General features: G+C 67.2%; 16 protein-coding genes. 6 read left to right on the forward strand and 10 right to left on the reverse strand.

Going from position 1 to position 20,671, the window contains the following annotated elements; genetic code table 11:
- Positions 1-206 precede the first annotated feature (206 nt).
- Entirely contained in the window at positions 207-989 is a 783-nt protein-coding gene (locus tag ACFVXE_RS15730) for a polysaccharide deacetylase family protein (protein WP_389671694.1), read from the forward strand.
- 119 nt (positions 990-1,108) lie between these two features.
- Here the strand turns inward: ACFVXE_RS15730 and ACFVXE_RS15735 are convergent, their stop codons facing one another.
- The 3 genes from ACFVXE_RS15735 to ACFVXE_RS15745 are packed head-to-tail and all read right to left on the reverse strand — an operon-like array spanning position 1,109 to position 2,216.
- Complete coding sequence (locus ACFVXE_RS15735; protein WP_389671695.1) at positions 1,109-1,330, reverse strand: helix-turn-helix domain-containing protein; 222 nt, start codon at positions 1,328-1,330, stop codon at positions 1,109-1,111.
- Positions 1,330-1,821 carry a DUF2975 domain-containing protein gene (locus tag ACFVXE_RS15740; protein ID WP_389671696.1) on the reverse strand — a complete coding sequence of 164 codons (492 nt, stop codon included), beginning with the start codon at positions 1,819-1,821 and terminating at the stop codon, positions 1,330-1,332. The genes ACFVXE_RS15735 and ACFVXE_RS15740 overlap by 1 nt, the downstream gene beginning before the upstream one ends.
- A gap of 32 nt (positions 1,822-1,853) precedes the next feature.
- Entirely contained in the window at positions 1,854-2,216 is a 363-nt protein-coding gene (locus ACFVXE_RS15745) for a hypothetical protein (protein ID WP_389671697.1), read from the reverse strand.
- 38 nt (positions 2,217-2,254) lie between these two features.
- Here ACFVXE_RS15745 and ACFVXE_RS15750 point away from each other — a divergent pair, with 38 nt between their 5' ends.
- Together ACFVXE_RS15750 and ACFVXE_RS15755 are read left to right on the forward strand one after the other, a co-directional pair.
- Positions 2,255-3,154: a DsbA family protein gene (locus ACFVXE_RS15750; protein WP_389671698.1), complete on the forward strand. Its 900-nt coding sequence runs from the start codon at positions 2,255-2,257 to the stop codon at positions 3,152-3,154.
- Positions 3,151-4,797, forward strand: a complete 1,647-nt coding sequence (locus ACFVXE_RS15755) for a serine/threonine-protein kinase (protein ID WP_389671699.1) — start codon at positions 3,151-3,153, stop codon at positions 4,795-4,797. The genes ACFVXE_RS15750 and ACFVXE_RS15755 overlap by 4 nt, the downstream gene beginning before the upstream one ends.
- A 267-nt stretch (positions 4,798-5,064) precedes the next feature.
- Here ACFVXE_RS15755 and ACFVXE_RS15760 read toward each other — a convergent pair whose 3' ends face one another.
- Complete coding sequence (locus tag ACFVXE_RS15760) at positions 5,065-6,492, reverse strand: ATP-binding protein (protein ID WP_389671700.1); 1,428 nt, start codon at positions 6,490-6,492, stop codon at positions 5,065-5,067.
- A gap of 245 nt (positions 6,493-6,737) precedes the next feature.
- On the opposite strand from ACFVXE_RS15760, the gene ACFVXE_RS15765 reads away from it, so the two are divergent.
- Complete coding sequence (locus ACFVXE_RS15765) at positions 6,738-9,020, forward strand: ATP-binding protein (protein WP_389671701.1); 2,283 nt, start codon at positions 6,738-6,740, stop codon at positions 9,018-9,020.
- Here the strand turns inward: ACFVXE_RS15765 and ACFVXE_RS15770 are convergent.
- Both ACFVXE_RS15770 and ACFVXE_RS15775 read right to left on the reverse strand, forming a co-directional pair.
- The gene (locus ACFVXE_RS15770; RefSeq protein ID WP_389671702.1) at positions 9,005-9,469 is read right to left on the reverse strand and encodes a response regulator; all 465 of its coding nucleotides are present in this window, start codon (positions 9,467-9,469) and stop codon (positions 9,005-9,007) included. The two genes, ACFVXE_RS15765 and ACFVXE_RS15770, sit on opposite strands and share 16 nt — an antisense overlap.
- Positions 9,466-11,097, reverse strand: a complete 1,632-nt coding sequence (locus tag ACFVXE_RS15775) for a PP2C family protein-serine/threonine phosphatase (RefSeq protein ID WP_389671703.1) — start codon at positions 11,095-11,097, stop codon at positions 9,466-9,468. Before ACFVXE_RS15775 ends, ACFVXE_RS15770 begins: the two co-directional genes overlap by 4 nt.
- Positions 11,098-12,178: 1,081 nt before the next feature.
- Between ACFVXE_RS15775 and ACFVXE_RS15780 the strand changes: the two genes are divergently transcribed.
- On the forward strand, positions 12,179-13,018 hold the full coding sequence (locus ACFVXE_RS15780) for a DUF5707 domain-containing protein (RefSeq protein ID WP_389671704.1): 840 nt from the start codon (positions 12,179-12,181) through the stop codon (positions 13,016-13,018).
- A 317-nt stretch (positions 13,019-13,335) separates the two neighbouring features.
- Here the strand turns inward: ACFVXE_RS15780 and ACFVXE_RS15785 are convergent, their stop codons facing one another.
- Genes ACFVXE_RS15785 through ACFVXE_RS15800 form a run of 4 tightly spaced genes read right to left on the reverse strand, consistent with a single transcriptional unit; the run spans position 13,336 to position 18,893 of the window.
- The gene (locus ACFVXE_RS15785; protein WP_389671705.1) at positions 13,336-15,039 is read right to left on the reverse strand and encodes an ABC transporter family substrate-binding protein; all 1,704 of its coding nucleotides are present in this window, start codon (positions 15,037-15,039) and stop codon (positions 13,336-13,338) included.
- Positions 15,040-15,053: 14 nt separating this feature from the next.
- Positions 15,054-17,180 carry a dipeptide ABC transporter ATP-binding protein gene (locus tag ACFVXE_RS15790; RefSeq protein ID WP_389671706.1) on the reverse strand — a complete coding sequence of 709 codons (2,127 nt, stop codon included), beginning with the start codon at positions 17,178-17,180 and terminating at the stop codon, positions 15,054-15,056.
- Positions 17,177-18,133, reverse strand: a complete 957-nt coding sequence (locus ACFVXE_RS15795; RefSeq protein ID WP_389671707.1) for an ABC transporter permease — start codon at positions 18,131-18,133, stop codon at positions 17,177-17,179. Before ACFVXE_RS15795 ends, ACFVXE_RS15790 begins: the two co-directional genes overlap by 4 nt.
- A 1-nt stretch (position 18,134) precedes the next feature.
- Positions 18,135-18,893 (reverse strand): ABC transporter permease, encoded by a 759-nt coding sequence (locus ACFVXE_RS15800; RefSeq protein WP_389671708.1) that lies wholly within the window; start codon positions 18,891-18,893, stop codon positions 18,135-18,137.
- An 872-nt stretch (positions 18,894-19,765) separates the two neighbouring features.
- On the opposite strand from ACFVXE_RS15800, the gene ACFVXE_RS15805 reads away from it, so the two are divergent.
- Positions 19,766-20,026: a hypothetical protein gene (locus ACFVXE_RS15805; protein WP_389671709.1), complete on the forward strand. Its 261-nt coding sequence runs from the start codon at positions 19,766-19,768 to the stop codon at positions 20,024-20,026.
- The last annotated feature ends 645 nt before the right edge of the window (positions 20,027-20,671 follow it).

The following is a 20,671-nucleotide window of genomic DNA, read 5'->3' on the forward strand; positions in this document are numbered from 1 at the left end:
GTCCTTGGCCCCGCGCACGTCACCCTGCGGAGCGGCGGAACCAGCCGAGTCCTTGCTTCCTCCGCTCGGGAACCGTTCCGGAGCTCCGGCGTTTGTCGCCGGTCCCCAGCGGATTCGTCTGCGGTTGGTAACAGGGGGATCTTGCGCGGGCGTTCGTATGTCTTGATGAGGGCAGGGCATCGGCGGAGACAGCAAAGGGGCGGGACATGGCAAGGCACAAGGGAAGGGGATGGCACAGCCGGCTTTTCGCGGCGGCGCTCGGGGTGACAGTGGTGGCCGCCGCCACCTCGGTGTGGACCGCGCAGGCCGACACCGCTGGAGGCCGGCAGCCGCAGGCGCGCGTCTCAGCGCCGGACGCCCGGCACCAGGACGGGACCGTGGCCAAGGTGGCGGCGGACATCGCGCACGCATCGGACCGCGGCGCGCGGGGCGTCAACATCACCATCGACGACGGACCGGACCCGGTCTGGACGCCGCAGGTGCTGCAACTGCTGAAGGACAGCGGTGTGAAGGCCACGTTCTGCATGGTGGGCACGCAGGCCCAGGCGTACCCGGACCTGGTCAAGGACGTGGTGGCGGCCGGGCACCGGCTGTGTGACCACACGGTCTCGCACGACACCACCATGGACAGCCGGTCCGAGGCCTACCAGTCCCAGCAGATCCTGGATGCCGAACGCATGATCACCAAGGCGTCCGGGGGTGTCCGGCCGCAGTACTACCGGGCCCCGGGCGGTGCTTTCACCCCGTACAGCCGGCAGCTCGCCGCGTCCCGGGGGATGCGGCCGTTGGGCTGGAACGTCGATACCAAAGACTTCGAGCGTCCCGGTGTGGACACCATGGTCGCCACCGTCAAGAGAGAGATCTCCAACGGGCCGACCGTCCTCTTCCACGACGCGGGAGGGGATCGCTCCCAGACCTTGGCCGCTCTGCGCGAGATCCTGCCCTGGCTGAAGCAGCAGGGGTACTCCTTCGGCTTCCCCGTGCGGTGAATGAGGATCGCCCGAACCGACACGAACCAGGCCCCCCGGGCGCCGGCAGAGGGACATGGAGCGGCGCGCGGCGGACTTTCCCGCCTCCGACAGGCGTTTTCCCGTCCGTCCGGGGCACCTCATTCGTCTGCGCCGTCCTCGTCCTCCCAGCGCAGCAGGTCGCCCGGCTGGCACTCGAGTGCCTCGCAGAGCGCGCCGAGTGTCGCGAAGCGCACCGCCTTGGCGCGGCCGTTCTTGAGTACCGCCAGGTTGGCGGGCGTGATCCCCACGCGGTCCGCGAGCTCGCCCACGGACATCTTCCGCCTGGCCAGCATCACGTCGATGTCGACGACGATCGGCATCAGATCACGTCGTCCAGCTCGGCCTGCATCTGTGCCGCTTCGACGTCGCGCGCGACGGCCTGGGTGAGCAGCATCCGCAGGACGAGCACGATGAGCGCGACCCCCAGGATGGCCACGCCGACCCCGCCCATGATGACGGTGACACCCGGGTCTTCCCGCTGGCCCGGCGCGTTGACAGCCGTGACCGCGAACCACACGAGGGAGGCCGCCACGATGGCGCCGATCACGCCGTCCACGTACCGGAAGGCGGTGTGGGAGAACACGGTCCCGCGTCGCACCATCGTCACCAGCCGCCATACACAGACCAGGGCGACCTGGACCGACACCATGCCCAGGATCGTGATCACGCGCAGCGGGGTCAGCGGAAGTGTCCCGTCCTCCGGGTCGCTCCCACTGACCAACGCCCACACCATCCCTGCCTGTACGAACACGGTGCCGGCGAGCACCACCACGAGCACGGCGCGCAGCGCACGCACTGTCAGCTTTCCCATGGCCCATCCTTCCATCGAGTTGCGATGGGAATCTATCGAATATCGATAGGTGAAGCAAGGGTGGGGGATGAGGGTGGGTGGTGGTCGCGCACCGTGGTGGGACGTCGCCGCCCCTCCCGTGACACCGTCTTGATCTCGTCGAAGTCGGCCTCGATCGAGCACGAATCGCGATCGACGATCCGCTCGGCGCTCAGGTCGGGGCCGGCGTCGACCGGCTCGGCGCGAAGCAGTGGATGACCAGGCATCCCCGCCGACCGCGTTTGTCCGCCGCAGATGGTGCGGAGGTGGTGCGACGTGATGCGCGTTCCGGTGGCTCCGGCCACGAGAAACAGCGCCTCTCGATCCTGTCCGCGCCCGTGCCCCCGGAACCGGTGATCCGCCTCGCGGGCCGCCACGTAGACTCCGGGCAATTCGCCACTGGGGAGGGGCATTCATGCAGGTGAAGCGCAGGATCCGGGGAGCGGCAATCGCTGCCGTCCTAGGGCTGTCCCTTCTGGCGTGCGGAACGCGTACGGGGTATGCGACCGACGCTGACATACCGGAGTCGCTCGGTTCGGACGGGGTGACCGTAGTGGTCGGCGATGAGCGTGCGGATACCACCGTCCAGCTCTACGAGGATCTGCGCTGCCCAGCCTGCGAGGAGTTCGAGACACAGGGCGCCGGGGCCGAGCTTCACAGCCTGGCTCAGCACGGTTCGGTGCAGATTCACTACACACTTGCGTCGTTCCTCGACGACAGGTTGGGCGGCAACGGTTCGAGGAAGGCCGTGAACGCGCTGCGCGCCGCACTGGCAGAAGGCAAGTTCGTCGAGTACCACCAAGTCCTCTACGCGCACCAGCCGGACGAAGCCGTCGACGGCTACACCGACGACTTCATCCTGAAGATGGCGTCCCGCGTCGAGGGCCTGCGCGGGCCACGCTTCGACACAGCGGTTCGGACGATGAAGTACCAAGCGTTCATCGACGCATCCGAGTCTGCCTTTCAGAACTCCAGCGCCAGAGGTACGCCGACACTGACGGTCGGTGGAGCGGAACGGCCGGAGTTCGAAAGGGGCTACCTCGCCCTCTACCTCAAGGGTTCCTCCTGGCGCACAGGGCTCTGGTCCCGGTCGGCTCCACGCTCTCCGCAGACGGCGGCGCACCGGTGGCCTGGATCACGTGATTTCGCCAAGATCACCTCTTACGTGCGGGAGGCCTGTCGTCGCCGCGGGGGCGCACTTCCGGATCATCGCCATCGGCTTGCAGTCGGACCCCGTAACCACACAACTTCATGGCCCTACCACGTAGGCTGCTGCCGTTGGCCAATGCATCAGAGTGGGGGAGCGGGCCGATGAGTCATGTGACGGATGTCTTCCAACCACTTCAGGCGGCCGACCCGCCTGTGGTAGGTGGCTACCGGCTTGTCGCCCGGCTGGGCGCGGGTGGCATGGGCCGGGTCTACCTCTCGCACACGCCGGGTGGCCGGCCGGTGGCGATCAAAGTCGTACGCCCGGAGCTGGCGGACGACCCGGACTTCCAGCGGCGATTCGGCCGGGAGATCAGGGCCGCCCAGCGGGTCCGTGGGGCGTACACCGCTGAGTTGATCGACGCCGACGCGGATGGTGAACCACCCTGGCTGGCCACGCTGTACGTGCCCGGGCCGTCCCTGGCGGAGGCTGTGGCCCGACGCGGTCCGCTGTCGGTGCCTGCCGTGCTGTGGCTGATGGCGGGGATGGCCGAGGCCTTGCAGGCCATCCATGCCGAGGGCATCGTGCACCGGGACCTGAAGCCGTCGAACGTGCTGCTGGCCGCCGACGGGCCGCGCGTGATCGATTTCGGCATCGCGGTGGCAACTGACGGAACCTCTTATACGGCGGCGGGACACGCGGTCGGCACGCCTGCGTACATGGCCCCGGAGCAGGCGTTCGGTGAAGAGGTCACGGCGGCGACCGATGTCTTCGCCCTTGCCCAGACGGCGGCGTTCGCGGTGTTGGGCAGGTCGCTCTACGGTGACGGCCCGGGTGTCTACGTGCTGTACAACATTGTGCACTCCGATCCCGATCTGTCTCTGCTGCCCGAGCCCTTGCGTCCGCTGTTCGCCTGGTGCCTGGCCGCCGATCCGGCGGAGCGGGCCACTCCGGCAGAGGTCCTGGATTGGTGCCGGCAGCGGTTGGGAACGGATGCCGACGCGGCGGGCGGGGCGCCGGCCGTGTGGCGGGAGATCGGCGGGCAGGAGGTCGTGGTTCCGCCACCGGTGCCCGACCTCACCCCGGTGCAGCCGCAGCCGCTGATCGGGTATACGCGGCCCCCGGCCGCGGCGCTGCGGCCGACGCAGGCGGAGCGGAAGGTTCGCAGGCGGCGCACCGTGCTGATCACGGCCGCCGGTCTGGCCTGGGGTGCGCTACTGGTAACGGCCCTGGTCTGGACGGTACTGGACGTGAAGAGCCGGAGTGATCACCGGGATACCGGCGGCTCATCTGCGTCCGCCACGGAATCGGCCGCACGGTCGTCGGCTTCCGCGCGAGGGTCCTCGTCGGGCTCCTCGGGCTCGGCGGCTCCGGGCACCGGTGAAGATGCGGCCGGGACTTCGTCGTCCCCCTCGGCCTCGCCCAGGGAGCCGCGGCCCGAGCCGTACCCCTTGGTAATGCTGCACCCGGAGAACTCGGTGAACCTCAAGAACCCGGACAAGGATGCGAAGGGGCGCACGGGGGACATCCGGTTCGGCTGCCGGACGGTCGGTTGCGAACTGGAGAGCGACACGAGTGTGTTCCTCCAGCTGTACGGCCAGCCGGGCGGCACCCTCGACGAGTGCCGTCAGCTGCTCAAGCACGTAAAGAACCACCGCCTCCCGCTCGCCGGTGCGGCGAACGGGAGCGAAATCTGCATCAAGGGCGCCTCGGGGGACATCGGGCTGTTCGTGATCACGACGAAGTCGACCGCTGTGCCGGATATCGGCTTCGTCCAGGGTGACCTGACGATCTGGCGAGGAGCGGCCTAGGTGATCGATCAGGTGTGTACAGGTCGATCGGCGCTGCCCGTCGGCGGGTAGGTGGCTCAGAGGGGTCTTCTGGTGCGGGCCCCCTGAACCGGTCCGGACGACAAGGAGTCGCGCTCCGAGCTTGGGAATCAACCGGTGCTCGGAGTCGATGTCCGGTCCGACCTGCGAAGGCACGGCCATGCGCGAAATCTCCGGCCCCCTTGGGCGGCCGTTGCTGACCGCCGCCTACCGCCCGACCGGCACGTAGTGGCACGGCCGGTCACGGATTCAGGACCAGGCGTCGTGGAGGTCCTCGGGCGTGAGGGTGGGGACGCCGTCGGCGGTGCAGCCGCTGCGGGTGACGGCGAGCAAGGGGGTGGTGTCGTCGGCGCCGGGAAGCTGAGAGCGGTGGGTGATGAGGCGGGCGAGGTCGCGGTTGTCGAAGGGCTTCCTCTCCAGCCACTTGACCGAACCCACGAGCGTGATCTTCTTGGCGATGGGGGAGCGGTCGGCTCCGACGATGTCGATCTCCGGGTCGTTGGTGCGGGTCCAGTAGCCGCCGATCGCATGGGTGCCCGCGGGCAGCCGCCCTTCGTCGGAACCCAGTCGCCACAAGGCTTCGCGGATAACGGGCTCGATGGCCCTGCCCCGCCAGGACGTCCAACTGGCACGGATGGTGTCGAGGACGCGGTCACCACGGCCACGTTCGACCGCGGGGATGCCGGGGCCGATGAAGGAGAGCCAGAAGCGCAGGTACGGGTCGTCGACGCGATAGCGGGTCTCACGGCTGGGTCTTGCGGATAGGGGTAGTTCCGCGGCGACCATGCGGCGGGAGGTGAGGAGTTCCAGCGAACGGGATACCGAACTGGGGTTGAGGTCGCCGGCGGCTCTGCCGATCAGGGTGAAGGTGCGCTCGCCGTGGCCGATGGCGCCCAGGACGGTGCGAGCCTGCGCCTCGACGGGGAACTCGGCAGCCAGGGACCGCTCGCCGCTGACCAACAGGGCGGAGGTCGGTCTGCGCAGGGCCATTTCAAGGTACTCCCACAGTCCGGCGCCCTGTGGCCATTCCTCCAGGATGAGCGGGAGTCCCCCAGAGACCAGGTAGGCGTCGAAGGCGTCGGCAGGCGGCAGATCGAGCATCGACGCGACCTCCGCCGGATTCAACGGTGGCACGACCATTTCGGTGCCCCGCTGGTAGAAGGGCCGCCCGTAGGTATTGAGCTGTTCCATCATGGCGATGTCGGAGCCGATGAGGATGAGCAGAACGGGCAGCTTCGACAACGTCCGGTCGAATGACTTCTGCAGTGCGCCCTCGAAGCTCGGGTCCTCGCGTACGAGGTAGGGCATCTCGTCGAGGACCACCACGCTGGGGGAGTCGGTGGGAAGCGCGGAGGCGAGCATGGTCAGCGCGGCGTCCCAGGTCAGCGGGGCGGCGAAATCACTGAACCGCGCCGCGTCGGGTAGCCGGGAGGCCGTCACCTCGGCGGCGAAGCCCGCCAGATCCTCCTCGCGGGAGCCACCGACGGCGGTGAAGAACACATGCGGCAGCCCGACTTGCTCCAGGAACTCCTCCACCAGGCGGGACTTGCCCACCCGGCGGCGTCCGCGGATCAAAACGGCCCGCCCGGGCCGTCCGCTGCGCCCGCCGGTCTTCACTGGCTCCAACAGGTCGTCCAAAAGGCTGAGTTCGGTGCGGCGCCCGATAAATCCGTTCACGGCAGTCCACCTCCACGGCACAGCCCATGATGCTTCTGTTCAAGATACTCTCATGAAGAGAAGTATCGAGCGCAAGCGGAGAGTGACGATGGGGGTCGGCCGGCACCCCCGGCGGCAGGTGGCCGCCGCCGGGAGCGACGACACGTACCCGCAACAGCCCCTCCGCCGCGGGGTGCCGTGGAAGGATCACGGCGAGCCGTCGGGCCGACTGGACCGGATCGCGGACTCGGAACGTGGGAGAAGAGATGTCCCTTCCGGACCCGGGACGGGAGGCCGAGGCTGCAGCGGCCATCGGCTTCGACCTCAGTGAATGCGCCCAGGAGCCCATTCACCGGCTGGGCAGGATCCAGTCCCACGGCACCCTGCTCGCGGTGGAGGCCGATACCGGCACCGTGGACACCGCAGCCCTGAACACCGGTTGCCTGCTGGGGATCGCGGCCGAGGAGTTGGTCGGGGGGCCCATCACGCGAGTGCTGTCCCCCGAGCAGTGGGCCGAGGCACTCGAGATCGGCGCTCAGCATGAGGCGGCAAGCCTGCTTCTCCCTCTCGCCATCGAGGTGGCGGGCGCCCCCCGGATGCTCGATGTGACCGCGCACCGGCAGGGGCCCTTACTGGTCCTGGAGTGCGAGCCGCGCGCCGCCGCGGCGCCGCACTTCGCACGCTTCTACCAGGGAGTCCGGCAGGCCCTGACGCGTCTGCGGTCCTCGAGGACAGCGGCTGAGTGCTACCAGGAGGCCACCCATGAGATCCGTGCGCTGACCGGCTTCGACCGGGTGGTCGCCTACCGCTTCGACGGAGAGAACGGGCCGGGAGAGGTGGTCGCGGAGGAACTCACCGCCGGCCACGAGCCCTGGCTGGGGCTATGGTTCCCCGCCAGTGACATCCCGCCCCAGGCGAGGCGGCTCTACCGCGACAACTGGATCCGGGCGATCGCCGACGTGGACGACGCCGGCGTGGGCCTGCACCCTCCGCTCCGAGCCGATTCGAGCCTGCCACTGGACCTGTCGAACTCTGTGCTGCGTACCGTGTCCGGCTTTCACCTGGAGTACCTGCGGAACATCGGTGTGAAGTCGTCGATGTCGGTGAGCGTCCTCCGGGAGGGTGAGCTCTGGGGGTTGATCGCCTGTCATGGCTACGACGCCGTCACCATCCCTCCGGAACTGCGGGCAGCATGTGAGTTCTTCGGCGTGGCCTTCTCCCTCCAACTCGCGGTCATCGAGGAACGAGAGCAGGCCGAGGCGCTCACCGCATCCCGCGAGCGCCTCGGTCGGATCACCTCCCGGGTGACGTCAGACCTGGAGGACTCGCTCCTGGCAGGCGACGACGCCCTCAGAACACTGCTGGACGCCGATGGCGCGGTGCTCTGCCGAGGCGGTCGCAGCGCCATCAGCGGGATAAGTGTTCCACCCGCTCTGCTGGAGACCCTCCGGGCCCGAGCGGCTGGGCCGGCACCCGGCACGGTCTGGAGTACGGACCGTCTCTCCGAGGAGCCGGACCGACCCGACGACCTGGCGGAAAGCGGTCCGGCGGGGGTTCTGATGGTGTCGCTGAGCCGCTCGGGTGACTTCCTCGCCTGGTTCCGCAGGGCCCGTCCGGCCGCCCGCCAATGGGCCACCGACCCTTCCAGGCCCGTCCAGGTCGGACCGCGAGGCGAACGGCTCACCCCTCGCGGCTCAGGTGCCGTCTTCCGCGCGGTGGTACGCGGACGCAGCCTGCCCTGGACGCCGACCGACCGCGCCACCGCACAGGAACTCTGGCGCACGCTGACAGGACTCGTACTCCGGCACGAGGCAGAACTGGCAGCGTTGAACGAACAGTTGCGCATCACCAACTCCGACCTCGACTCATTCGCCCATGCGGCGGCTCACGACCTCAAGGAGCCGCTACGGGGCATCTCCAACGCCGCGACCTTCGTCATCGAGGACGCCGCAGCGGAGCTCGACGCGACCACCGTCCGCCGGATGCTCACCATGCGGCGACTGGTCGGCCGGATGGACGAGCTGCTCAACTCGCTGCTGCACTTCGCCCGACTGGGCCGAGGCGGACTGCACCGCACCCGTGTCCCACTGGACCGGGTGCTGGACTCCGCACTCGACGTGGCCGGGGAACGCCTGGCCGAGGCCCACGTGCGGGTCGTCAGAAATGACCTGCCCGAGGTGTACGCCGACGAGGACCGGCTCTACGAAGTCCTGGTCAACCTCCTGGTGAATGCGGCCAAGTACGCTGCGGACCAGGGCGATCGCACGGTCGAGGTCCGGGTTGACATGCTCCGTCCACCGTCGGGCGGGCACCCGCAGCAGGCCGTCGTGGTCCGCGACAACGGCATCGGCATCCCGTCCGACCAGCAGCACGAGGTGTTCGAGCTGTTCCGCAGACTGCACGGGCCGGGCGAGCGCGGTGGCGGCACCGGCGTGGGACTCGCGGTCGTCAAGCGGGTCGTCGAGCGGCACGGCGGCGAGCTGTGGCTCGACAGCGAACCGGGCCGCGGGACTGCCTTCTTTTTCACCCTGGGTCAGGAAGGAGGCTGAGCGGCAGGGCCCTCGTCCCCGCCCTTCGCCTTTCCCTGCCAGTAGTCCACAGCCCCCTTCAGCACCGTTTGGAAGAGTTCGAAGTTGACCGGCTTGTAGATGTAACTGTCGGCGCCTGCCGCGTAGGTCGTGTCCACCTCGTCCGGTTCGGTGGACGAGGTGAAGACCACCACGGCCACGTCGTTCAGTTCGGACCGGGAGCGGATCGATCGCAGCACTGCGCCTCCACTGAGACCATGCAGGTTCAGGTCCAGGAGGACGAGCCCCGGTCGGCGTGCGGCTTCCAGCAACCGCCCGACGAATCCGGTTCCCCGGTCGGTGAACTCCAGTGTCAGACCGGGGTGGGTACGACCGAGCGCCCGCGCAATGGCCTCGGTGTCCTCCGGCGAATCCTCGACCACCCAGACGAGGTCGTGATCGATCCTGTGCCCCCCGGCAGCCCCGCTCATCCGATCACCTCCACCCGTGCGGCGAGCACGGCGAGGTCGTCGGCGCCCGTCGCCCGGAATTCCACAACAGCCTCTGCCAGGCGCTCGGCGAACCCCAGTGCCTCACCGGCGCCCTGCTGCGCCGCCGCGTTGCGCAGACGTGATTCGAAGAACGTCCCGTCGGCCGCTCTCGCCTCGGTCACTCCATCGGTGAACATCACCAGTGTGTCCCCCGGTGCGACGTGCGCCGTACCGGATCCGTACTCGATGTCCTCCAGCACACCCAGCAGATCCCCGTGGGCCGGGAGCTCCTCCACGGTGCCGTCCTCACGCCGTATCAAAGGCGCCGGATGTCCGGCACTCCAATAGCGCAGACGGAATCCCTTCTCGTCGGGCACCAGCACCGCCACGAGCGCTGTCACGAAACGGGACGTGCCCTCCCTGACCAGGGCCTGATTCAACCGTCCCAGCGCGTGCTCGGGCGTACTGCCGTCGTCGAGAAGGGTGCGCAGGGTATGGCGGGCCAGTCCCGTGAGTGCCGCTGCCTCCGCCCCACGACCGCAGACGTCACCGATGAGGAGGGTCACACCACCCTGTGACCCCGGGACGGCGTCGTAGAAGTCACCGCCCACATCGAGCGAGACGTCGCCCACCTCGTATGCCGAACTCAGCGTGAGCCCCGGAATCCGCGGTAGTTCCCTCGGGAGCAGATGTCGCTGGAGAGAGACCACGTGGCGGTGCCGCTGTTCGTACAGGGCGCTGCTGTCGATGGCCAGCGCGGCCCGGTCGGCGAGATTCGCAAGGAACCGCGAGGCTCCGTCGGCGATGATCGCCCGGTGGTAGAGAAACGTCAGGGTGCCCAGGGCCCGGCCCCGAGCCTTGAGCGGATTCACGGTGAGCGCACACACGGCACGGCCCGCCCCGGACGAGGCGGGCCCGAAGGGCCCCCCTTCCAGCCCCTCACCTTTCAGCACCAGCCCCTGGCCGTTGTCGAGTACTCGGTGCAGCACATCCGTAAGCCAGAGGTCCTCGGCCGCAATCCTGCCGAGCCACTGCTGTTCACCCGCGTTTATATGTGCGGAGGACACGAGGGTCAGTCCGCCGGGAAGAAGCAGATGCAGGACGCACCCCTCGGCGACGGCGGGAACAGCCGTGCGAGCCACCCGGCGCACGGTCCTCTCCACATCAAGGCTCGAATCCATCTGCAACGACGCCTCCGCCAGGAAGGCGTCACTCACCTGACGCAGCTCGTCGTCGCGCCGCGCCATGATGCGCCTGTCCGAGACCATGGCGACCTCGGCCACCTGCTTCAACCGGGTCCGCAGCGTCGCATCGATCGCGTCCCTGTCTGCGGTGCCGACCATGAACGACGCCCAGCCGCCCTGCCCCAGCGGCACGGCACACTCGGCCACGCTCCGCACGCCCGCTGCCGCCAGAACCTGGACATGCGGCATGGCGCCGTCGAGCTCCGACACCTCGTGAACCGTGACAGTCGGATCGCCGTCCGGCGTCCCGGCAGCGCCTGATTCGCCGAAATCCTGTTCGAATTCCATGAACGAAAGCGTCGGCTCCGCCAGGGTGACACTCCGCAGATAGTGCAGCAGCCCGCCGCTCCAGCTGGTGCCCACGACGGCCAGGACACCGGGCATGCGAAGCAGCATGCCGTAAAGAGGATCGGCCAGCCCTGTTACGTCCGTCGCCGTGTCGGCGACACGCCAGAGCTCATGCAGATGGCCCGACCACCATCCGTCATCCGCGTGACGGGAAGCCCTGTTCTCGCGCCGCTCCACTGCTGATCCGCCGTTCCGTATCACTTCTGTCGGCCCCGGCCCGTCACGGAAACGCTATGCCACCCCGCAGCTGAGCGCCTCCAGGCGCGGTCTCGGCGGCGGCGCTCCGCACGAGACGCGAGAGACTGATCGCCAGGGAGCGCGGGCTCCTGGCGGCCACGGTGGCAGCGGCGACGCTGCTGCTCGGGGCGTGCACGGCCGACCACACGCCTCCGCACGTCAAGGACGGAAGGGATGGCCTCGACCCGTCCGTGACCGGGCGGCCGTCCTAGGAAACCCTGGCCGTTGTCGAGAAGGCACTCGTACGCCTTCAGAAGCACGACGAAAAGGGTCTGGCGAAGATTTCGTCCGACGGCAAAGGCGCCAGTGGGTGGCGAATTGGGGTGAAGCGATGCAGGAGCCGATGGTCGCCGACTTCGCCGTGGACGCGAAGAAGTACGTAATCGTGGAGGTCCGCTCAGAGATCAACAATGGGCTCGCGAATAAAGGCGACAGGTCACAATATGTAGTTATACGCCAACTGTGCGGTCAACGGCGGTCAACAGGGCCGACGAGCGCGGTCCCGGGCTCGGTCGGGGCTTCCTTGCGGGCCTCTTCGGTGATCGCCACGTCCTCGCCGGGGATCGCATCGCTGGCCGAGGAGCCACGTGGACGTGCAGCAACTCGACGTTCATCAAGTCGACGTGCAGTATTCCATAACCCGCAATGTGTAATTCCCGATTCGTTGCCCACGGTCGGTTGAGGGCCATGTCTAGCGGACTCCGTAATAGCCCGCTTAAACGCGTACTCGAAAAACTTTCACGGAGTCGCGCAACCATTCACTGGTGCCCCACGTCTGATCACTGGAGTCAGCAGACTTCAGAGACTGACTGGATCGGGCGCCGCGGAAGCATGCAACAGAGCTGTCCCGTGCGCCCCTTTTTCAGACGTGGGGAAACACATGCGCATTCGTGCCTCTGTCGCCGCAGTGACAGGCGCCCTGGCCCTCTCCGCCCTCGCCGTCCCGGCGGCGCAGGCGGATGACAGCCACACCGTCTCCTCGTTCACGCGGAGCGTCGAGACCGACGCGGCGGTCGACCCGGCCGACGACGTCAGCGGAGACACCACGATCTCGAACGTGGTCGTGAACGGCGGCAAGGCCGTCGTCATGGGCGCGACCACGAAGAAGACCTTCACGGTCAGCTTCACCGCCACGGACGACTCGGGCATCGAGTGGGCGACCGCGGTGCTGTGGCACGGTTCGACCTTCGACAACCTCGACGGCGGCGCGGTGCCCAACGAGGACGAGGCCGTCTGCACCAAGGTCAACGACACGACCTCCACCTGCAAGCACACCTTCACCGTCGACGCCAACCACGACCTGCTGAACAAGCTGGCCGGCGGCTGGAAGGTCTGGGCGATCGCTCAGGGCACGGACACTGACTACGTCCAGAAGGACAACGCCAAGGGCTTCAGCCTGCAGCGCATGTCGAAGCTGACGGTCAACGCGGCCCCGGAGCCGGTGGTGAAGGGCAAGACCATCACGGTCACCGGCGCGCTGACCCGTGCCGACTGGGAATCGAACAAGTACGTGGGCCTCAGCGGCCAGTCGGTGGTGCTGCAGTTCCGCAAGGCGGGCACCACCAACTACACCAACGTCAAGGGCATCAAGTCGACCACGGGCGGCGCGCTGAAGACCACGGTCACGGCGTCCACCGACGGCTATTACCGCTTCACCTACGTGGGTATCGCGTCCACCGCGACGGTCAGCGCCGCGGGTGACTACGTCGACGTGAAGTAGCCCATGGCCCCGTAGACGCGGGGCCCGTAACGGATTTACGCGGGAAAGCGGCGGTCGACCCACCTCCACACGAGCTCCAGGGCGGCCGCCGCCACCACAGCGATACACAACGAAAAAGCCCCCGGCCGTCGGCCTGGGGCTTTTGCATGGAGCGGGTGACGAGAATCGAACTCGCGCTCTGAGCTTGGTCGCACCGCACGGCCCGTCGTCGCACCGAGGACGACGCGCTACAGCCCCACCCGATACGGCTCACGGCTGCAGCACAGGCCGGGGGCTCCGCCGCATCGACGCTGTGGCGGAGCCCCCGGCAGGCCGGCTTACTTCTTCTGCCAGCCGATCAGCTCGGGCGGGCCCATGACACCGTAGTTGCCGTAGAACTGGGCCGCCCCGAAGTTGGCGAGACCCTTCTTGACGGCCCAGATGGTGGGGCCGTTGTGGATCGGCATGATGCCGTAGGTCGCCATGGCTTTCAGCTCGACCTTGTTGCCCGCGTCGAGCTGCTGGTCCAAGGTCGGCAGGTTGGTGACGGCCTTGGTCTCCTCGTCCATGCTCTTCGGCACCGAGCGGGAGACGTTGAGCGTGGAGTCGGAGCAGTACATCTGGCAGATGTAGAGCATTCCGTTCGGGTCGCTCGAGGTGAAGCCCATCCCGAAGATGTCGAAGGCGCGCTGGGTGAACACCTTGTTGAAGTCGGCGGACGGGTGCGCCTTGATGTCCAGCTTGACGCCGATGTCCTTCATCATCTGGGCGAGAGCAGTGGCACGGGCCTTGGTGGTGGACCTGTCACCGATGGTGGGGAAGGTCAGTTCCAGCTTCTTGCCGTCCTTGGCACGCACACCGTCCGAGCCGGCCTTCCAGCCTGCGGCGTCCAGGTCCTTCTTGGCCTCGGCAGTACTGAACTTCACGAGCTTGCCGAAGTTGTCCTGGTACCCCTTCTGGAAGGGGTAGAGATTGAAGGACCCAGGCAGCGGCTCGGTGTAGTCGAGCCCCTGGAACGCGATCTTTGCGAGTTGAGAACGGTCGATCCCCTCCATCAGGGCCTTGCGCACCGCCGGGTCCTTCAACTGCGGCGAGGTGCTGTTGAAGACCATGAGGTTGTTGGAGGTGGTCGTGCCGCGGCGAAGGTCAGCCCCCTTCACCGACTTCACCTGGTTGAGCTGCTCGGCGTCCTGTGCGTCCGTCGCGTCGATCTGGCCGTTCTTGAAGGCGTTGATGGATGCGCTCTCCTCCATCTGCACGTAGGTGAACTCGTCCAGATGCGGCTTGTCGCCCCACCACTTGGGGTTGGGCGTGTAGGAGACGGTGCCACCCTTGGCGTCGAACTTGGAGATGGCGTAAGGGCCGGCACCCCACTCCGGGTGGGGCTTGCTCACGTAAGCCTTGTTGAAGGCATCGGACTTGGCGATGTGCGGGTTGACGACCTGGGAGAAGAGGGACTTCCAGTACACGAACGGGCCGTCGAAGGTGATGATCGCCTGCTTGGCGTCCTTGCCCTTCTTGACCGAGGCGATGCTGGAGTAGCCGTCGGTGGAGCTGACGACGTAGTCCTTGTCCTTCCCGTTGAGCGCGTTCCAGGTGTCCCGGAACATCGTCCAGTCCATGTCCTGGCCGTCGTTCCACTTGGCCTTCGGGTTGATGTCGTAGGTGACCTGAGTCTTGCCGTCCACCGTCGTCTGCTTGACGTCGGTGAGGTAGTCCTTGTTGAAGGTGACGTTGCCCTTGGGGTCGTTGAAGGACAGCTGCGGCTGGTAGAACCAGGCGATCCTCGATGTGTACAGCGATCCGTTGCCGTTCAGGGGGTTGAGCTGATCGGGAATCTCCACGATGGGAAGCGTCATCTTGCCCCCCTGCTGCAGGTTGCTCGCAGGCTGGGGGTTGTACGAGGTCAGCACCTCGTTCTCCGAGGTGGCGCCCTTGGACTGCTTCTGCCCGGACTTGTCGGTGTCTCCACCGCTGCATCCGGAGAGGGCGAGGGAAGCGGCGGCGGCGAACGCCAGCCCGCTCAGAGCAATTTTTCTCATGACAGCCTTTCAGCTCAGTTGTCGACAGACGTGATCGTGTCCGCGAAATGGCATGCGTCGCGGTGGTCCCGGTCTCCCCTCCCAGTGAGCTGCGGAGTGACCCTGCGACACTGCTCCTTCTGCGGCTCCGACAGCGTCAAGTGGAGCGGACACCTGGTGACGAACCGGCAACCCGGCTGATCGTCGGTTGGACTGGGAAGGTCGCCCTTGAGCAGGACGCGTTCCCGGGTGCGTTCCGCGACCGGATCGGGCAGGGGGATCGCGGAGAGGAGCGCCCTGGTGTAGGGGTGCCTGGGGTCGTCGAAGACGGAGTCGGTGGTGCCGATCTCGACGATCCGCCCCAGGTACATCACCGCCACCCGGTCGGAGATGTGGCGCACCACCGACAGGTCGTGGGCGACGAAGAGGTAGGACAGGCCCAGCTCGGCCTTGAGGTCGTTGAGCAGGTTTATGACGCCGGCCTGCACCGAGACGTCGAGAGCCGAGACCGGCTCGTCGAGAACCAGCAGCTGTGGTTTCGTGGCAAGCGCCCGGGCGATGCCGATGCGCTGCCGCTGCCCGCCGGAGAACGCCGCGGGGAAGCGGTCGCGGTGCTCGGGGTCGAGTCCCACCAGCTCCATGAGCTCCGCCACCTGGGTGCCGAGCGCCTTCCTGTCGCGTTCACCGATCGCGCGGAGGGGCTCGGCGAGGATGTCGAAGACCGTCATGCGGGGGTCCAGCGCCCCCATGGGGTCCTGGAACATCATCTGGATGTTGCGGCGGACGGAGCGGATGTCCTGCTTCCGCTTCAGGTCCGCCGTGTCCTTGCCGCAGATGGCGATGCTGCCCTGCTCGGGCACCTTCAGCCCCATGACCTCCAGCAGCGTGGTGGTCTTGCCGCACCCCGATTCGCCGACGAGTCCGAGCGTCTCCCCCTCGCGGATGTCCAGGTCGATGCCGTTGACGGCGAAGACGGTGCCCACCTTGCGTTTGAGCAGGCCGCCCCTGGTGAGCGGGAAGGTCTTGGTGACACCGGAGAGTTCCAGGACCTTCGGTCGGTCCTCGCGGGGGACGGCCGTGGCTCTGTTCTCTCTGGAGACCGGGACGGGGTAGATCGGCTCGCCGCCGATGGCGCCGTCGTTGATCTCCTCGGCACGCCGGCAGGCGGCCGAGTGCTCGTTGCCGTTGTCGCCCTCGGCGATTGCCAGCAGGGGCGGTTCAGCCTCCCGGCAGGCGTCCTGCACCACGGGGCAACGGGCCGCGAAGGGACAGGCGTCGGGAAGATCCACCAGGAGCGGCGGGGTCCCCGGAACCGGGATCAGGGCGTCCCTGGCGCGGTCGTCCAGGCGGGGAATCGCACTCATCAGGCCGATGGTGTACGGCATGCGCGGTCGCGAGAAGAGTTCGTCCACCCCGGCACGCTCGACCGGGCGGCCGGCGTACATCACCATGACGTCGTCGGCAGAACCGGCCACCACCCCGAGGTCGTGGGTGATCATGATGACCGCGGCCCCGGTCTCGCGCTGGGCGGTCTTGAGGACATCGAGGATCTGCGCCTGCACGGTGACGTCGAGAGCGGTCGTGGGCTCGTCGGCGATGATCAGGTCGGGGTCGTTCGCGATCGCCATGGCGATGACGGCCCGCTGCCGCATGCCGCCCGAGAACTCGTGCGGGAACCCCTTGGCGCGGCGGTCGGGGTTGGGGATGCCGACCAGGTCCAGCAGTTCGACGGCCCGCTTCCAGGCGGCCGCGGACGAGATGTCCTGGTGGATCTGGAGGGCCTCGACGATCTGGGCTCCGATGCTGAAGATCGGAGTGAGCGACGAGAGCGGGTCCTGGAAGATCATGCCGAAGCGCTGACCGCGCACCCTCGACATCCGTCGGTCGTCGAGGTCGAGGAGGTTCTCCCCGTCGAGCGTGACTTCGCCGGTGACCGCGGCGTAGTCGGGCAGCAGCCCCATGAGTGCCATGGACGTGACGGACTTGCCTGATCCCGATTCGCCCACGATGCCCAGGGTTTTGCCGCGGTGCAGGTCGAAGGAGACGCCGCGGACGGCGTCCACCCGGCCTGCTTCCGACGGGAAGGCCACCTTCAGGTCACGCACGGACAGCAGGGGCTGCTGGGTGTCGTGCTCGGTCGTGACAGCGCGCTGCTCGATCATGCGCGGCCTCCAGAGTGCGAGGTGGGGTCGAGGGCGTCCCGCAGACCGTCGCCGATGAGCGCCATCGCCACGGTGAGCAGCACCACCATGGCTGCGGGCAGGTAGAACAGCCAGGGAGCGGTGGACAGGGTGTTCTGCCCGTCGGCGAGCATGGAACCCAGCGACACATCGGGCTGCTTGACGCCGAAACCGATGAAGGAGAGCGCCGTCTCGGCCTGCACGGTCGAGGCGACACCGAGGGTGAACGTCACGATCAGCAGGGACCCGATGTTCGGTACCAGGTGGCGGACGATGGTGCGCATCGGGCTGACCCCCATGAAGCGGGCCGCCATCACGTACTCGCGCTCCCGCAGGGAGGTGGCCAGGGACCAGATCACCCGGGCGGTGAGCATCCAGCCGAACAGCGTGAGGACCACGACCAGAACCTGCCAATCGCCGCGGTAGTGCGTACCGACCAGAGCGATGATGAGGAACGAGGGCAGGATGAGCAGGAAGTGAACAAAACCGAGCATCGCCCGCTCGACCTTGCCGCCGAAGTAGGCAGCGGTGGTGCCGAACAGCCCGGCTATGGCGGTGGTCAGCAGCGACACCGTCACGGCGATGATCAGCGACCTGCCGAGGCCGTGCACGAGCTGGGCGTAGACGTCGTTGCCCGCGCCGTTGGTGCCCAGCAGGTGACCGTCGACCCCCGGGGAGACAGTGAGCGCGGTGAAGTCCGCCTCCTCGTAGTCCCAGTGGGTCAGGTACCGGCCGAACAGCGAGAAGAACATGAGGAGGGCGAAGAGGACCAGACCGCCGAGCGCCGCCTTGTTGCGCGCGAAGCGCCGCATGTAGAGCTTGGACGAGGAGAGGCGCTTGCCACCGGGGCCGGCCTTCCCGGGTTCCTGCGCTTCAGCCTTGACGGGGCGCACCTCTTCGGCGCCGGGTCCGGCACCGGGCATGTTGATGGCCACGTCAGCTCACCCTGATCCTGGGGTCGAGGGCCACGACGACGAGATCGGCGAGAATTGCACCGATGGCCGTCATGAGGGCACCGAAGGCTGCGACAGCGACGACGCCGTGCACGTCGTTCGTGCTGATGGTCTTGGTGAAGTACTCACCCATTCCGTGCCAGGCGAAGACCGTCTCCGTGATCACCGCGCCGGTGAACAGCGCCGGCATCGCGAACGCGACCTGAGTGGCGACGGGAATGATCGAGGTCCGTAGCCCGTGCCGGTAGATGGCCTGCTTCCGCGTCAACCCCTTGGACCGTGCTGTACGGACGTAGTCGGAGTTGATGTGGTCCAGCAGCAGCGATCGCTGCAACAGGTGGTATCCGGCATAGGAGATGAACGTGAGCGAGACCGTGGGCAGGATCGCGTGCGTCGCTCTGGACCCGAGAACTGACCAGAACCCGGCGACGTCGGGGCTCTGCGCTCCGGCGACAGGCAGCAGCGTGCTGCCCAGGGCCTGGTTCAGCGCGATGGCCATGAGCACCACCGCAAGAGAGGCCACCGCGGAGGGCGTGTTGAAGGAGAGCACGGAGAGCCCCTGCCACACCCGGTCGGCAGCCTTGTACTGGCGCGACGCGGTGTAGACGCCCAACCCGACTCCGATGATGATGGACAGGATCGTCGAGCCCAGGACCAGCTGGCCGCTGACGAAAATCCGGTAGGAGACCTCGTCGTTGACGCTGCCCCCGGTCGGCGACTGGCCCCAATCGAAGTGAGTCACGATCTGAGATATCCAGTGCCACCACCGATCCATGATCGGTCTGTCTGGATTGAGGTTGTAAAGCGCCAGCGAATGGTTGATCTGGGCTGGAGTTCGAGGCGGTCGCAACGCGGTGTAATTCGACGCAGGCTTGAGGAATGCGTTAGCGAGGAAGTACGTGAGATTGGTCGCGATGGTGATCATCAAAAACCAGCCGACTACTTTGCGGGCGATGTAACGCAGCACCGTTAGCCGGCCTTTCGTGATATGGGCCTGTCGGCCCGTAAATCCGGTGAGTGACTGGACTCTTGGCCGCGTTGACCGGGCGCCGGTTCGCGAGCGCTCGGACAGGACGTGCGGATCCTCGGTGGGTCAGAAAATGATTGGCGCGCAACCGCTCCGGTATGCGAGCCTGAGGTGTGCCGACGGAGCTGCACATGTAGGCGAAGCAGGAGTGAGTAGTGGGCCGGGCATAAAGCGACAACCTCGCGTGAGAGTCAGTCAATTCAAGGCGGCCGCACGATTCGGCAGCGCCGTTGCTGACGATTGCAACTGCCCGTGTGCGCGTCAAGGCTGGCCAGGTCGCGATCTGATCAAATCGGTGCCGCATATCGGTCATTGTTCGCGAAAGTTTTCAACGTCGTGGTGGACGCGCGATGAACGGCGAAGCTCTGGTCGCTCCCAGGCGCGCCGCACATCGTGGACCTGGCGCTCGATGTGGAGGACGGCTGCTTCATCGATCCGCCGGCCTCTGATGATCTTCGTCCCGAAGTATGGGCGCCACGGTCACTGAGGTCTGCTCGCCTGGTCCGACGGTCATGCGGGGCTGCTGGCGGTTGACTCCGGTCGCGATGGTTGCTGTACCTCGCTGCTGTACAGCAGCGAGATGCGCGATGTACAACAACGCCATGACGACTCGACCGGCACAGGCGATGTGGTGGGCTGAAATGGCAGTCGGCCTTGCCGTGGCAGCCGCGACTCTCACTGCGATCGCCTTTCTGGGGTCATCGGCAGCCCAGGGCCGCCACGTGACCCTGGACGGCGGGGCTTCTGCTTTGCTGATCGCACTGTCCATCGGCGTCGGCATCTTCGTGAGCGGCCGGTTCAGGGCGTGGGGGCTGCGTCGACAAGCCGTGTCCTGCACGCGATCTTGAAAACCGTCGTGGCAGCGATGTCACCGTGGGTTCGAATCCCACACCCACCGCCCAGGTGAACGGCCTCCGACCAGGTAACCAGGTCGGGGGCCATTCGCATGCCCGTGCACCGTGACTACCCGGTGTTCCCCGTGGTTTCCCGCTCGATCGGGCGCACGAGGGGCACGCGTGGAGGCAACTTGTCGGCGCAGTCGCAGGATCCGACGCAGCGCCAGTTCTTGCCCTGGGTCCTGCAGGGGATCTCGGGGACCTGTGTTCCTGCGGCTCCGGGGCTTCGCCGCGACTGCCTGAGTAGTCGGCATCGGTCATTGCCGGCTACTGCTGAGCGGCCTCGGACGGCCCGGGCTGCGCGCCGGGAAGATGGTCCAGACAACAGGAAAGCCCCGAGCCGATGTCCTGGGGCTTTTGCATGGAGCGGGTGACGAGAATCGAACTCGCGCTCTGAGCTTGGGAATCCTGAGAAGACGTCCCGCTGTGGGCACCTTGGCCTGCACGGACACCGTCCGATCCTCGGCCCGAGCCATGGTGGGGTCTACCGCTGCTGACCGTGGGTCTCCGACGCAGATGGTGCGGAGGTGGTGCGACGTGGTGCGCGTTCCTGAGAGAAGGAAGGCACCTCCGGCGCCCGCGGCTACCTCGCTTGTC

This window comes from Streptomyces sp. NPDC058231, from assembly GCF_042882275.1.
GTDB lineage: Bacteria > Actinomycetota > Actinomycetes > Streptomycetales > Streptomycetaceae > Streptomyces.